The sequence below is a fragment of the Streptomyces sp. NPDC002888 genome, assembly GCF_042888465.1.
Taxonomy (GTDB): domain Bacteria; phylum Actinomycetota; class Actinomycetes; order Streptomycetales; family Streptomycetaceae; genus Streptomyces.
Window position 1 is genome coordinate 94779 of the sequence record NZ_JBIAPU010000020.1, and the last position, 15116, is coordinate 109894.

Below are 15116 nucleotides of genomic sequence, written 5' to 3' on the forward strand. Positions count from 1 at the left end.
GGAAGATCTACGGTCTTCCACCCCCGTACAAATGAAATCGACGTCTCACAATCCGGACATGGGATAGAAACTCCCGTCCGGTGAGTGAGACTGGTGCAACCGTAGACGGTATGAGGAAACGAGGTCGGATGATGCGTACGCGTCCGCTGAAGGTGGCGCTGCTGGGCTGTGGAGTGGTCGGCTCAGAGGTGGCGCGCATCATGACGACGCACGCCGACGACCTCGCCGCCCGTATCGGTGCCCCGGTGGAGCTCGCGGGTGTCGCCGTGCGGCGGCCCTCCAGGGTCAGGGAGGGCATCGACCCGGCCCTCGTCACCACCGACGCCACCGCCCTCGTCAAACGCGGCGACATTGATGTCGTCGTGGAGGTGATCGGGGGGATCGAGCCCGCGCGGAGCCTGATCACCACCGCCTTCGAGCACGGCGCCTCCGTCGTCTCCGCCAACAAGGCCCTCCTCGCACAGGACGGCGCCGCCCTGCACGCGGTGGCGGAGGAGAACGACAAGGACCTCTACTACGAGGCCGCCGTCGCCGGCGCCATCCCGCTGATCCGGCCGCTGCGCGAGTCCCTCGCCGGTGACAAGGTCAACCGGGTGCTCGGGATCGTCAACGGGACCACCAACTTCATCCTCGACAAGATGGACAGCACGGGGGCCGGTTATCAGGAGGCTCTCGACGAGGCCACGGCCCTCGGATACGCCGAGGCCGACCCCACCGCCGACGTCGAGGGGTTCGACGCCGCCGCCAAGGCCGCCATCCTCGCCGGGATCGCCTTCCATACGCGCGTGCGCCTCGACGACGTCTACCGCGAGGGCATGACCGAGGTGACGGCGGCCGACTTCGCCTCCGCCAAGGAGATGGGCTGCACCATCAAGCTGCTCGCCATCTGCGAGCGGGCCGGGGACGGGGCGTCCGTCACCGCGCGCGTGCACCCCGCCATGATTCCGCTGAGCCACCCCCTCGCCTCCGTGCGCGGCGCGTACAACGCCGTGTTCGTGGAGTCCGACGCGTCCGGGCAGCTCATGTTCTACGGGCCCGGCGCCGGCGGCGCCCCCACCGCCTCCGCCGTGCTCGGCGACCTCGTCGCCGTCTGCCGCAACCGGCTGAGCGGAGCGACCGGGCCGGGCGAGTCGGCGTACGCGGCCCTGCCCGTCTCGGGCATGGGAGACGTCGTCACGCGGTACCACATCAGCCTGGACGTCGCCGACAAGCCGGGTGTTCTCGCCCAGGTGGCGACCGTGTTCGCCGAGCACGGGGTGTCGATCGACACCGTGCGGCAGCAAGGACGACAGGACGGAGGCGGCGAGGCATCCCTCGTCGTCGTCACCCACCGCGCGTCCGACGCGTTCCTCTCCGGGACCGTCGAGGCGTTGCGCAAGCTCGACACCGTGCGGGGTGTCGCCAGCATCATGCGGGTTGAAGGAGAGTAACCAGCAATGACCCACCAGTGGCGCGGAATCATCGAGGAGTACCGGGACCGACTGCCGGTATCCGACACCACGCCGGTCGTGACGCTCCGCGAGGGCGGCACGCCCCTCGTGCCCGCGCAGGTGCTCTCCGAGCGCACGGGCTGCGAGGTCCACCTCAAGGTGGAGGGCGCCAACCCCACCGGGTCCTTCAAGGACCGCGGTATGACCATGGCGATCACGCGGGCCAAGGAGGAGGGGGCGAAGGCCGTCATCTGCGCCTCCACCGGCAACACCTCCGCCTCCGCCGCCGCGTACGCCGTGCGTGCGGGAATGGTTTCGGCCGTTCTCGTGCCGCAGGGCAAGATCGCGCTCGGCAAGATGGGGCAGGCGCTCATCCACGGCGCCAAGATCCTCCAGGTCGACGGCAACTTCGACGACTGCCTCACCCTGGCCCGCGCGTTGAGCGACAACTACCCGGTGGCGCTGGTCAATTCGGTTAACCCGGTACGTATCGAGGGTCAGAAGACGGCCGCGTTCGAGATCGTCGACATGCTGGGCGACGCCCCCGACATCCACGTCCTGCCGGTGGGCAACGCGGGCAACATCACCGCGTACTGGAAGGGTTACAAGGAATACGCCGCCGACGGCGTGGCCGGAAAGACCCCCCGTATGTGGGGCTTCCAGGCGTCCGGCAGTGCCCCGATCGTGCGCGGCGAGGTCGTCAAGGACCCGTCGACCATCGCCACCGCGATCCGCATCGGCAACCCGGCGTCCTGGCAGTACGCGCTGGCCGCGCGGGACGAGTCCGGTGGCTTCATCGACGAGGTGACGGACCGTGAGATCCTGCGCGCCTACCGGCTGTTGGCCGCACAGGAGGGCGTCTTCGTGGAGCCCGCGTCCGCCGCGTCCGTGGCCGGTCTGCTGAAGGCCGCCGAGCTGGGCAGGGTCGACCCGGGGCAGCGCATCGTGTGCACCGTCACCGGAAACGGCCTGAAGGACCCCGACTGGGCCGTCGCCGGCGCCCCGCAGCCGGTCACCGTCCCGGTCGACTCGGCGACGGCGGCCGAGCGCCTCGGCCTCGCCTGATCGCAAGGCTGTCAGGGCGACGAAGGGGTTAACCCTTTCGAGGGTGCACAAGGGGCTTGCGACACGCATCGTGCGCCTCCTGTGCGCCCTATGTCGCCACAGAACCTTCCTTCGATAGGCTGTAGTGAACCCGCCCGCCGCATATGCCTCCGCGTATGGCACGGCGCCGTGCCGTCTTCGCGGCCTGGGGTTTTCCCGTACGTATACGTATCGAATGTCATTCGACAGTCACGCAGCTCAAGGAGAGTCTTCGAGCGATGGCCGGTCCAGCGTTCCGCGCCGCCGCCGTCCGGGTGCGCGTCCCCGCCACCAGCGCCAACCTCGGCCCGGGCTTCGACGCCCTCGGCCTGGCGCTGGGCTTGTACGACGACGTGGTCGTCCGGGTGGCCGACTCCGGGCTGCACATCGACATCGCGGGTGAGGGCAGCGAGACCCTCCCGCGCGACGAGAGCCACCTCCTCGTACGCTCCCTGCGCACCGCCTTCGACCTGCTGGGCGGCCAGCCGCGCGGCCTGGAGATCGTCTGCGCCAACCGCATCCCGCACGGCCGCGGCCTGGGCTCCTCCTCGGCCGCCATCTGCGCCGGCATCGTCGCCGCCCGTGCCGTGACCATAGGCGGCGAGGCCAAGCTCGACGACACGGCCCTCCTGGAGCTCGCCACCGAGATCGAAGGTCACCCCGACAACGTGGCGGCCTGTCTGCTCGGCGGCTTCACCCTCTCCTGGATGGAGGCCGGCGCCGCCCGGGCGATCAGGATGGCGCCCGCCGATTCCATCGTTCCGGTGGTTTTCGTGCCGGGGAAACCCGTTCTCACCCAGACGGCGCGCGGGCTGCTGCCGCGCACCGTCCCGCACGTCGACGCCGCCACCAACGCGGGCCGCGCGGCCCTGCTCGTCGAGGCCCTGACCAGGCGCCCCGAGCTGCTGCTGCCCGCCACCGAGGACCGCCTCCACCAGGAGTACCGCGCCCCGGCCATGCCGGAGAGCGCCGCGCTGGTGGAGCGACTGCGGGCCGACGGAGTCCCGGCAGTCATCTCAGGAGCAGGACCCACCGTGCTCGCGCTGGTCGACGCCGACAGCGCCGACAAGGTGTCCCATCTGGCAGGCGAAGGGTGGGCCGCGAACCGGCTCGACCTCGACGCCCAGGGAGCGAGCGTGCTGCCGCTTGCCACCTGACACACGGTTGCCGGATTTCGAGAGGGGGAATGTTTGTTGGATCCGGTAGTGTTAACCTCAAGTCTGCACCCGACCCCACCATGGCGAGGTGCTTCGTGTCCCCGTCCGGGACAGACATTCTTCCGGGAGTCTCCCAAACCACTCTGTGTTCCGTATGTCGTACCTGGGCAGTACGCCGTATGCGTGCACTGAGCGGGCCACTGGGCACGCTCCGGAATCGGTGCTACCACGCCACGTGACACTGGGTGTCACGGCTCGAGGAAGCGCCATCACCTGAAATCTCTTCCGCCGCTTTGGCGGACCACCGCCCCGGCTTCGTCCACACCACAAGGACCGGAGTCGGACAGCACAACCGGTCGCCGAGCCAGACAGGCCGACGTCCGCTCCAGGGAAGGACCCTTCGTGAGCGACACCACCGATCTGATGGGCGCACGTGTCGAGGAGACCGCTGCCGCGCCCGCCACGGACGCCTCCGCGCCTGCCACCGGTGCCGGCTCCCGGCGGCGCCGCGGCACCGGCCTCGATGGCATGGTGCTGGCCGAGCTGCAGCAGGTCGCATCCGGCCTCGGAATCAGGGGCACGGCGCGTATGCGCAAGAGCCAGCTGATCGAGGTCATCAAGGAGGCGCAGGCGGGAGGGGGTGCCGCCCCGGCCGCGAAGGCCGAGGCCGCCGGCGAGACCAAGCCGAAGCGCCGCGCCACCTCCAAGGCCCGTACGGGCGAGGCCGCCGCCGAGAAGAAGGCGGAGAAGGCTACTGACGCCCCCGCCGAGAAGGCCGTGGCCCAGCAGCAGATCGAGATCCCCGGCCAGCCGTCCCCCAAGGCCGCGGCCGAGCAGGGCGCCGCCGCAGGCGACGAGGCTCCCGCCGAGCGCCGTCGCCGCCGCGTGACCGCCGACGCGGGCGCGCCGACGAGCAGCCCCGAGACGGTCGCCGCCGAGGCGAAGAGCGAGGCCAAGGCCGAGACCCCGGCCCAGCCGCAGGGCGACGCCGACGGCGGCGAGGGCCGTCGCCGCGACCGCCGTGAGCGCGGCCGTGACCGCGGGGAGCGCGGCGACCGCCCGGAGCGCGGTGACCGCGGTGACCGCGGTGACCGTCGCAAGAGCGACGAGCAGCAGGGCGGCCCGCAGCGCGGTCAGCAGCAGAGCCAGCAGCAGGGCGGCGGCCGTCAGGACCGGGGCGCCGGTCCGCAGGACGACGACGACTTCGACGGTGGCCGCCGGGGCCGTCGCGGCCGCTACCGCGACCGCCGTGGCCGCCGTGGCCGCGACGACATCGCCCCCGAGCCGCAGCTCACCGACGACGACGTCCTGATCCCCGTCGCGGGCATCCTGGACATCCTCGACAACTACGCCTTCATCCGTACGTCGGGCTACCTGCCCGGGCCGAACGACGTGTACGTCTCCCTCGCCCAGGTCCGCAAGAACGGCCTGCGCAAGGGTGACCACATCACCGGTGCCGTGCGTCAGCCCAAGGACGGCGAGCGCCGCGAGAAGTTCAACGCGCTGGTCCGCCTGGACTCCACCAACGGCATGGCGCCCGAACACGGCCGTGGCCGCCCGGAGTTCAACAAGCTGACCCCGCTGTACCCGCAGGACCGCCTCCGTCTGGAGACGGACCCGGGCGTGCTGACCACCCGCATCATCGACCTCGTGTCGCCGATCGGTAAGGGCCAGCGCGGTCTGATCGTGGCCCCGCCGAAGACCGGCAAGACCATGATCATGCAGGCGATCGCCAACGCGATCACCCACAACAACCCCGAGTGCCACCTGATGGTCGTCCTGGTCGACGAGCGTCCGGAAGAGGTCACCGACATGCAGCGGTCGGTCAAGGGCGAGGTCATCTCCTCGACCTTCGACCGCCCGGCCGAGGACCACACGACGGTCGCCGAGCTCGCCATCGAGCGCGCGAAGCGTCTCGTCGAGCTGGGCCACGACGTGGTCGTGCTGCTCGACTCGATCACGCGTCTGGGCCGTGCGTACAACCTCGCCGCCCCGGCCTCCGGCCGCATCCTGTCCGGTGGTGTCGACTCGACCGCCCTGTACCCGCCGAAGCGCTTCTTCGGTGCGGCCCGCAACATCGAGGACGGCGGCTCGCTGACCATCCTCGCCACCGCCCTGGTGGACACCGGGTCCCGCATGGACGAGGTCATCTTCGAGGAGTTCAAGGGCACCGGCAACGCCGAGCTCAAGCTCGACCGGAAGCTCGCCGACAAGCGCATCTTCCCGGCGGTGGACGTCGACGCGTCCGGCACCCGTAAGGAAGAGATCCTGCTCGGCAGCGACGAGCTCGCCGTCACCTGGAAGCTGCGCCGCGTGCTGCACGCGCTCGACCAGCAGCAGGCGATCGAGCTGCTCCTCGACAAGATGAAGCAGACGAAGTCGAACGGCGAGTTCCTGATGCAGATCCAGAAGACGACGCCCACGCCGGGCAACGGCGACTGAGGCAAGCGCTTCTCCAAGGGCCGTCCCTCCGGGGGCGGCCCTTCCTGCTGTCCTCCGCAAGGGCACCGGTACAAGGGCACCGGAAACGCCACCAGCGAGACCTTCGCCACAAGGATCTTCGTCGGCACCGACTACGACAAGTACGGCCTCATGGGCTGAATCCGCAGGTGAGCGGGGTACGACCCGCTCGGTCGACTACGGACCGTGTCCGGCCCTCCACGAATCGGGCACAGTCCGTTGTGCAACCCTTTCCCGAGTTTCGCCGTCTGACCGGACGGAGTGACGATGGTGCGGTGCAGGTGCCGACACACCGAGCCTGACCCTGACCGCAGGGGGTAACCGACCGGACGAAACCGAGGAGCACATGTCTGCCGAGAGCACGCCGGACCCCGCCATACCGGGCGGCGGCACAGGCCCGCGTCACCGCGCCAAGGGCCACCGACGCAAGCCCAGAGGCCGGCGCAAGGGCCTGATGATCATGGCCTGGACCGCTGCGGGCATCGTCGTCCTCGGCGGCACCGGAGCCGGCTACCTGTACTTCAAGCTCAACGGCAACATCAAGAGCGTCGACATCGACCAGGCCCTCGGCACCGACCGGCCCGAGAAGGTCGACAACGGCTCCGAGAACATCCTGGTCCTCGGCTCGGACACCCGCGCAGGCAGCAACAAGAAGCTCGGCGGCGGCACCGACGACGGCAGCGCCCGCTCCGACACGGCGATGGTCATCCACGTGTACGAGGGCCACAAGAAGGCCAGCGTGGTCTCCATCCCGCGCGACACCCTCATCGACCGTCCCGAGTGCACCGACACCAAGGGCGACACCCACGACGCCGCGTCCGACGTGATGTTCAACTCCGCGTACACCACCGGCGGCGCCGCCTGCGCCGTGAAGACGGTGGAGTCCCTCAGCGGCATCCGTATGGACCACTACCTGGAGGTCGACTTCTCCGGCTTCCAGAAGCTGATCGACCAGCTCGGCGGCGTCGACATCACCACCACCAAGAACATCGACGACCCCGACAGCCACCTGAAGCTGAAGGCCGGCACGCACACGCTCAACGGCAAGCAGGCCCTCGGCCTGGTCCGCACCCGGCACGGCGTCGGCGACGGCTCCGACCTCGGCCGCATCCAGCTCCAGCAGGCCTTCATCAAGGCCCTGGTCGACCAGGTCAAGCACATCGGCCTCTTCAGCGACGGCACGAAGCTGTACGACCTCGCCAACACCGCGACCAAGACGGTGACGACCGACTCCGACCTGGGCTCCCTGAACTCCCTGATGTCCTTCGCGAACGGACTGAAGGGCATCAGCGCCTCGAAGATGAACATGGTGACGATGCCGGTGCAGTACGACCCGGCCAACCCCAACCGTGTGCTCATCGAGAAGACCAAGTCCCAGCAGGTCTGGACGGCCCTCAAGAACGACCGGACGATCCCGAAGTCCGCCGTCAAGGGCAACGCCAAGGGCGAGGCCGACGGCGTCGTGACGTCCTCGTAGGCCTCCCGGGAATAGTTCGGCTCACCCCCCGGTTTTGGGGGATGCGGCCAGTCCTGGCAGACTGGTACGTCGGCTCCGGTTCACGCCTCCGCATCCCGCGGCTGCGACCCGGCGCCCTCCCGAAACTAGGAGACACCTTGAAGCGCGACATCCACCCCGAGTACGTCGAGACGCAGGTCAGCTGCACCTGTGGCGCGTCGTTCACCACCCGTAGCACGATCGAGAGCGGCACCATCCGCGCCGAGGTCTGCTCCGAGTGCCACCCGTTCTACACGGGCAAGCAGAAGATCCTCGACACCGGTGGCCGTGTGGCCCGCTTCGAGGCCCGCTTCGGCAAGGCCGCCGGCTCCAAGAAGTAGCGAGCCCCATTTCGCCGGTCCACGGCTGCGCGCCCCTTCGAGGCGCGCGCCGGGACCGGCGTTTTTGGTCGCCCGCCTTCCCTTCCCCCTGCAGTACAGGAGCCGAAAGATGTTCGAGGCCGTCGAGGAGCTCGTCACCGAGCACGCCGACCTGGAGAAGAAGCTCGCCGACCCGTCGGTCCACTCCGACCAGGCCAACGCGCGCAAGCTGAACAAGCGCTACGCCGAGCTCACCCCGATCGTCGCCACGTACCGCTCCTGGAAGCAGACCGGCGACGACATGGAGACCGCGCGCGAACTCGCCGCGGACGACCCCGACTTCGCCGCCGAGGTCAAGGAACTGGACAAGCAGCGCGACGAGCTGACCGAGAAGCTCCGCCTCCTGCTCGTCCCGCGCGACCCCAGCGACGACAAGGACGTCCTCCTCGAGATCAAGGCGGGCGCGGGCGGCGACGAGTCCGCCCTCTTCGCCGGCGACCTGCTGCGCATGTATCTGCGCTACGCCGAGCGCGTCGGCTGGAAGACCGAGATCATCGACGCCACCGAGTCCGAGCTCGGCGGCTACAAGGACGTCCAGGTCGCCGTGAAGACCAAGGGCGGCCAAGGCGCCACGGAGCCCGGCCAGGGTGTGTGGGCCCGCCTGAAGTACGAGGGCGGCGTGCACCGCGTCCAGCGCGTCCCGGCGACGGAGTCCCAGGGCCGTATCCACACCTCGGCGGCCGGTGTCCTGGTCACCCCGGAGGCCGAGGAGGTGGACGTGGAGATCAACCCCAACGACCTCCGCATCGACGTCTACCGCTCCTCCGGGCCCGGCGGGCAGTCCGTCAACACCACCGACTCGGCCGTGCGCATCACGCACATCCCGACCGGTGTCGTCGCCTCCTGCCAGAACGAGAAGAGCCAGCTGCAGAACAAGGAGCAGGCGATGCGTATCCTGCGCTCCAGGCTGCTCGCTGCGGCGCAGGAGGAGGCGGAGCGTGAGGCCGCCGACGCCCGCCGCAGCCAGGTCCGCACCGTCGACCGCTCCGAGAAGATCCGCACGTACAACTTCCCGGAGAACCGCATTTCGGACCACCGCGTCGGCTTCAAGGCGTACAACCTGGACCAGGTCCTGGACGGCGACCTCGACGCGGTGATCCAGGCCTGCGTAGACGCGGACTCGGCGGCGAAGCTGGCGGCCGCGTAAGACACGGCACGTACGGACGAGTACGACACGGAGGACTTGCGTGAACCTGCTGCTCGCAGAGGTGGCTCAGGCCACCCAGCGGCTGGCCGACGCCGGCGTGCCCTCGCCGCGCAACGACGCGGAGGAGCTCGCCGCGTTCGTGCACGGCGTGAAGCGGGGCGAGTTGCACTCCGTGAAGGACTCCGACTTCGACGCCCGGTACTGGGAAGTCATCGCGCGCCGTGAACAGCGGGAACCGCTGCAGCACATCACCGGGCGCGCCTTCTTCCGGTACCTGGAACTCCAGGTCGGGCCCGGCGTGTTCGTCCCGCGTCCCGAGACCGAGTCGGTCGTCGGGTGGGCCATAGACGCCGTACGCGCGATGGACGTCGTCGAGCCGCTGATCGTGGACCTGTGCACCGGTTCCGGCGCCATCGCGCTCGCCCTCGCCCAGGAGGTGCCGCGCTCCAGGGTGCACGCCGTGGAGCTGTCCGAGGACGCCCTCAGGTGGACCCGCAAGAACACGGAGGGGTCCAGGGTCGACCTGCGCCAGGGCGACGCCCGGGACGCCTTCCGCGACCTCGACGGACAGGTCGACCTGGTCATCTCCAACCCGCCGTACATCCCGCTCACCGAATGGGAGTACGTCGCTCCCGAGGCCCGGGACTACGACCCCGACCTGGCCCTGTTCTCCGGCGAGGACGGCCTCGACCTCATCCGCGGCCTGGAGCGCACCGCGCACCGGCTGCTGCGCCCCGGCGGTGTCGTCGTGATCGAGCACGCGGACACCCAGGGCGGACAGGTCCCGTGGATCTTCACCGAGGAGCGGGGCTGGGCCGACGCGGCCGATCACCCCGACCTCAACAACCGCCCGCGCTTCGCGACGGCCCGCAGGGCGATGCCGTGAGCGCGACTACGACTTTCGACCCGCAGCAGTACGTGTACGAGGAGGCCCGCTAAATGGCACGGCGATACGACACCAACGACGCGACCGACCGTGTGACCGGTCTGCGCGAGGCCGCGTCCGCCGTCCGCCGTGGCGAACTGGTGGTCCTCCCCACCGACACGGTGTACGGCATCGGCGCCGACGCGTTCGCCAAGGAGGCCGTCGGCGACCTCCTCGACGCCAAGGGGCGGGGCCGCAACATGCCCACTCCTGTGCTGATCGGCTCCCCGAACACGCTCCATGGTCTCGTCACGGACTTCAGCGAGCTGGCCTGGGAGCTGGTCGACGCGTTCTGGCCGGGCGCGCTGACGCTCGTCGCCAAGCACCAGCCGTCGCTCCAGTGGGACCTCGGGGACACCCGGGGCACGGTTGCCGTGCGCATGCCGCTTCACCCGGTCGCCATCGAGCTGCTGACAGAGGTCGGGCCGATGGCGGTCTCCTCCGCGAACCTCACCGGGCACCCGGCGCCGGAGAACTGTGACGAGGCGCAGGAGATGCTCGGCGACTCGGTCTCCGTGTACCTGGACGGCGGTCCGACGCCCGGCAACGTGCCGTCGTCGATCGTCGACGTCAGCCGTGAGGTGCCGCTGCTGCTGCGTGAGGGCGCGATCTCCGCGGATGAGCTGCGGAAGGTCGTACCCGACCTCGAGGTGGCGAATTGACAGCCCCTGACTCGGGGCGTGGCATAGGCAGCGGGGAGCGCACGGCGGAGGAAACGACGACTTTCGGGTTTCCGCGCGACAGCTTCCGCATCCTCCACGTCAGCACCGGCAACGTGTGCCGCTCGCCGATCACCGAGCGGCTGACCCGGCATTTCGTGTCGCAGCGGCTCGGGGTGCTGGGCGGCGGGCTGATCGTGGAGAGTGCGGGGACCTGGGGCCATGAGGGCGCGCCGATGGAGGCGAACGCGGAGACCGTGCTGGCGGATTTCGGGGCGGACGCGTCGGGGTTCGTGGGGCGGGAACTGCTCGACGAGCACGTCATCATGGCCGACCTGGTGCTGACGGCTACGCGTGACCATCGGGCGCAGGTGATCTCGATGGGGCATTCGGCGGGGTTGCGGACGTTCACCCTGAAGGAGTTCACGCGGCTGGTGAAGGCGATAGATCCGGCGACGTTGCCTCCGTTGGAGGACGGGGTGGTGGCGCGGGCGCGGGCGTTGGTGCGGGCTGCGGCGGCGCTGCGGGGGTGGTTGCTGGCGCCCACTCTTGAGGCGGACGAGGTGTATGACCCGTATGGGGCTCCGCTGCCGTTCTTTCGTTCGGTGGGGGACGAGATACACCAGGCGCTGGATCCGGTGGTGACGGCGTTGACCGGGGTGCGGGCTCGGGCGTAGGTGACTGCGGGCGTTGCTTGAAGCGGCACCCGGCGCTGTCGGCTGTGCCCACCCTCCCCCGGGGGGACCCCCATCGCCTCTGCGGAACGCCTGCCCACAGCAGTAGCGGGCGACTCTCATGGGTCGGGCCTACATTGGTCGTACGTCAGCGTCGACGACCGGAGCCCAGCATGACGGTCAGCCAAGGTCTTGAGGTGGATGTCCTGCGGCGGCAGGACCCCGAGCTCGCGGAGATCCTGCTCGGGGAGGTCACGCGGCAGTCGACGGCGCTTCAGTTGATCGCCGCCGAGAACTTCTGCTCGCCGGCTGTGCTGGCGGCCCTCGGCTCGCCGCTCGCGAACAAGTACGCGGAGGGGTATCCGGGGGCCCGGCACCACGGTGGCTGCGAGATCGTCGACGTCGCCGAGAGTATCGCCGTATCGCGGGCCAAGGCGCTGTTCGGGGCCGAGCACGCCAACGTGCAGGCGCACTCCGGCTCGTCGGCCGTTCTCGCCGCGTACGCCGCCCTGCTGCGCCCCGGTGACACCGTCCTCGCGCTCGGGCTGCCGTACGGCGGTCACCTCACGCACGGCTCGCCCGCGAACTTCTCCGGCCGCTGGTTCGACTTCGTCGGGTACGGGGTCGACGCGGAGAGCGGGCTCATCGACTACGAGCAGGTGCGGACGCTGGCCCACAACCACCGTCCCAAGGCGATCGTCTGCGGGTCGATCGCCTATCCCCGCCACATCGACTACGCCCTCTTCCGGGAGATCGCCGACGAGGTCGGGGCCTATCTGATCGCCGACGCGGCGCACCCGATCGGGCTCGTCGCCGGGGGAGCGGCGCCCAGTCCGGTGCCGTTCGCCGACATCGTGTGCGCCACCACGCACAAGGTGCTGCGCGGTCCGCGCGGCGGCATGCTCCTGTGCGGCTCCGAACTCGCCGAGCGGGTGGACCGGGCCGTTTTTCCGTTCACGCAGGGCGGGGCCCAGATGCATTCCATCGCCGCGAAGGCGGTCGCCTTCGGGGAGGCGGCAACTCCGGCGTTCTCGGCGTACGCCCATCAGGTGGTTGCCAATGCGAGGGTTCTCGCGGCCGGTCTGCGGGCCCAGGGGCTGGTCGTCGTCACCGGCGGCACCGACACCCACCTCATCACCGCCGACCCCGCGCCCCTCGGCGTCGACGGACGCACCGCGCGCGGCCGGCTCACCGCCGCCGGGATCGTGCTGGACTGCTGTGCCCTGCCTCACGATGCCGCCCGTGGCCTGCGCCTGGGTACGGCGGCGGTGACCACTCAGGGCATGGGGGAGCGGGAGATGGAGCGCGTCGCGATGCTGGTGGCGGGGGTGCTGCGGGAGGACGTCGAGGCCAAGAAGGCTCGTGAAGAAGTGCGGGATCTCACCGGGGGATTTCCGCCGTATCCGCGCTGAACCGGGGTAGGTGCGCATCCGTACACAGCCACACGTGCAACCATCGTCGCTACCCGGAAGTCCCCAACCGTATGCAGCCATCGCTAGGGTGTGGGGCTGAGATGGCCAGCGAGACCTGTGGGGAAGCCCGTGCGTGAATACCTGCTGACGCTCTGCATCACGGCCGCGGTGACGTATCTGCTGACAGGGCCGGTACGGAAGTTCGCGATCGTGGCCGGAGCGATGCCGGAGATCCGGGCACGTGACGTGCACCGGGAGCCCACTCCGCGGCTCGGCGGGATCGCGATGTTCTTCGGACTGTGCGCGGGCCTGTTGGTCGCGGACCACCTCACCAACCTCAACGAGGTCTTCGAGAAGTCGAACGAGCCGCGCGCGCTGCTGTCCGGGGCGGCGCTGATCTGGCTGATCGGTGTCCTCGACGACAAGTTCGAGATCGACGCCCTGATCAAGCTGGGCGGCCAGATGATCGCCGCCGGTGTGATGGTCATGCAGGGTCTGACGATTCTGTGGCTGCCCATCCCGACCGTCGGCACGGTCGCGCTCACCCAGTGGCAGGGCACGCTGCTGACGGTGGCCCTGGTCGTCATCACCATCAACGCGGTCAACTTCGTGGACGGCCTCGACGGCCTCGCCGCCGGCATGGTGTGCATCGCCGCGGCAGCGTTCTTCATGTACGCCTACCGCATCTGGTACTCGTACGGCATCGAGGCCGCCGCCCCGGCCACCCTCTTCGCGGCGATCCTGATGGGCATGTGCCTGGGCTTCCTGCCGCACAACATGCACCCCGCGCGGATCTTCATGGGTGACTCGGGCTCGATGCTCATCGGCCTGGTGCTCGCGGCGGGCGCGATCTCGGTGACGGGTCAGGTCGACCCGGACGTGATGAAGCTGTTCTCCGGTTCCGAGCGCAGCGCCGTCCACCAGATGGTGCCGGTCTACATCCCGCTGGTGATGCCGCTGACGATCATCGCGATCCCGGCCGCCGACCTGATCCTGGCGATCGTGCGCCGTACGTGGCGGGGTCAGTCGCCGTTCGCAGCGGACCGCGGGCATCTGCACCACCGGCTCCTGGAGGTCGGCCACTCGCACAGCCGCGCGGTGCTGATCATGTACTTCTGGTCGGCGCTGATCGCGTTCGGCGCGCTCGCCTACTCCGTCAACTCGGCGTCCATGTGGATCGTCCTGGGCATCGTCTTCCTCAGCGCGATGGGGCTGGCGCTGCTCCTGCTGCCGCGCTTCACCCCGCGGACACCGCGGTGGGCCGAGCACTTCGTGCCGCCGCGCTACCGCCGCCGTCGCCGGGCCGCCGCCGCCGCGTCGGCGGAGTCGGTGCCCGCCGTGGAGCAGGCTGCCTCGGTCGAGGAGGCCGAGGACATGGAAGAGACGCGCACCCCGGTCGTGGCGGGAGTGTCGGGAGTCAACGGAGCGACCGCTGTGGGCCCCCGTTCGCGGCTCCCAAGGTAAGAATCTGACTAGAGCATTGCCAAGTCGTGGGGGAGCAATGGGTGACCAAAGCGCCCCTATACCAGACAAAAGGGCGCCGTTTCCGCACAGACGCGCACGGTCACTCTCATGTGTGACAGCGAGCACACGATCCAGGTAAAGACCTCATCAAATAGTTTGTGATACCGTTCACGAGAACCCCGGACAGAGCCGAAGGGCCGCAGTGCGACGGCCCATTGGCGCGAGTTCTCCAGCACTCCGCCCCGGGGACTACGCTCGTCCATGACGACACCCTGCCCCCCTGTGAAAGCGGAGTTGCCGCCATGCCGTCCAATGACGTCCGGATCCTGGCCCAGGCCGCGGTGCCCACCGTTGCCGTCGGCGCTGTCGCCGCTGTCATCGGTGCGGTCGCGGCCGGTGGCGAGGGTGCGATCGGGGCGGTCGTCGGAACGCTGGTGGTGATCCTCTTCATGGGGATCGGTCTGTACGTCCTGCAGCGCACTGCCAAATCGCTTCCGCACCTCTTCCAGGCGATGGGTCTCATGCTCTACGGAGCGCAGATCCTGCTGCTGTTCATCTTCGTCGCGGCCTTCAAGCACACGACGCTGTTCAACCCCCGGGCCTTCGCACTCACGCTCGTCGCCGGCACCCTCGCGTGGATCGCCGCGCAGACGCGTGCCCACATGAAGTCCAAGATCCTCTACGTCGAACCCGATTCGGGCGCCTCCTCGACCGGTGGCACGCCCGAAAAGACGGGGCACTCGTCGTGAGAGGTAGGGCCGGGATAAAGGCGCACGAGAAGTCCTGCTATCGTCCGGTGCCAACTGCGGCATCGCGGGCGCGGGCATCCG

At 69.4% G+C, this 15116-nt stretch carries 13 protein-coding genes; all 13 read left to right on the forward strand.

The features are described from left to right. Positions 1–131 precede the first annotated feature (131 nt). The 13 genes from ACFYWX_RS30030 to ACFYWX_RS30090 all read left to right on the forward strand — a co-directional run bounded on the left by ACFYWX_RS30030 (position 132) and on the right by ACFYWX_RS30090 (position 15035). On the forward strand, positions 132–1430 hold the full coding sequence (locus tag ACFYWX_RS30030) for a homoserine dehydrogenase (protein ID WP_389427519.1): 1299 nt from the start codon (positions 132–134) through the stop codon (positions 1428–1430). 6 nt (positions 1431–1436) lie between these two features. Beyond that, a complete protein-coding gene (gene thrC, locus ACFYWX_RS30035; protein WP_389427334.1) occupies positions 1437–2495 on the forward strand; it encodes a threonine synthase in 1059 nt (352 codons plus the stop codon). A 257-nt stretch (positions 2496–2752) separates the two neighbouring features. Then, positions 2753–3670: a homoserine kinase gene (thrB, locus tag ACFYWX_RS30040; protein ID WP_389427336.1), complete on the forward strand. Its 918-nt coding sequence runs from the start codon at positions 2753–2755 to the stop codon at positions 3668–3670. A gap of 402 nt (positions 3671–4072) precedes the next feature. Further along, positions 4073–6112, forward strand: a complete 2040-nt coding sequence (rho, locus tag ACFYWX_RS30045) for a transcription termination factor Rho (RefSeq protein ID WP_389427338.1) — start codon at positions 4073–4075, stop codon at positions 6110–6112. A 364-nt stretch (positions 6113–6476) separates the two neighbouring features. Next, positions 6477–7607: an LCP family protein gene (locus ACFYWX_RS30050; RefSeq protein ID WP_389427340.1), complete on the forward strand. Its 1131-nt coding sequence runs from the start codon at positions 6477–6479 to the stop codon at positions 7605–7607. A 137-nt stretch (positions 7608–7744) separates the two neighbouring features. Next, positions 7745–7966 carry a 50S ribosomal protein L31 gene (gene rpmE, locus ACFYWX_RS30055; protein ID WP_015657814.1) on the forward strand — a complete coding sequence of 74 codons (222 nt, stop codon included), beginning with the start codon at positions 7745–7747 and terminating at the stop codon, positions 7964–7966. 109 nt (positions 7967–8075) lie between these two features. Continuing rightward, positions 8076–9152, forward strand: coding sequence for a peptide chain release factor 1 (prfA, locus tag ACFYWX_RS30060; RefSeq protein ID WP_389427342.1), 1077 nt, complete (start codon positions 8076–8078; stop codon positions 9150–9152). 40 nt (positions 9153–9192) lie between these two features. Beyond that, entirely contained in the window at positions 9193–10038 is an 846-nt protein-coding gene (gene prmC / locus ACFYWX_RS30065) for a peptide chain release factor N(5)-glutamine methyltransferase (protein ID WP_389427344.1), read from the forward strand. A 53-nt stretch (positions 10039–10091) separates the two neighbouring features. Then, positions 10092–10739 carry an L-threonylcarbamoyladenylate synthase gene (locus ACFYWX_RS30070; protein WP_389427346.1) on the forward strand — a complete coding sequence of 216 codons (648 nt, stop codon included), beginning with the start codon at positions 10092–10094 and terminating at the stop codon, positions 10737–10739. Continuing rightward, entirely contained in the window at positions 10736–11413 is a 678-nt protein-coding gene (locus ACFYWX_RS30075; protein WP_389427348.1) for a protein-tyrosine-phosphatase, read from the forward strand. Before ACFYWX_RS30070 ends, ACFYWX_RS30075 begins: the two co-directional genes overlap by 4 nt. 170 nt (positions 11414–11583) lie before the next feature. Then, complete coding sequence (gene glyA / locus ACFYWX_RS30080; RefSeq protein WP_389427350.1) at positions 11584–12822, forward strand: serine hydroxymethyltransferase; 1239 nt, start codon at positions 11584–11586, stop codon at positions 12820–12822. A 129-nt stretch (positions 12823–12951) separates the two neighbouring features. Beyond that, complete coding sequence (locus ACFYWX_RS30085) at positions 12952–14286, forward strand: MraY family glycosyltransferase (RefSeq protein ID WP_389427352.1); 1335 nt, start codon at positions 12952–12954, stop codon at positions 14284–14286. Between the two features lie 302 nt (positions 14287–14588). Continuing rightward, entirely contained in the window at positions 14589–15035 is a 447-nt protein-coding gene (locus tag ACFYWX_RS30090; protein ID WP_389427354.1) for a hypothetical protein, read from the forward strand. Positions 15036–15116 lie beyond the last annotated feature (81 nt).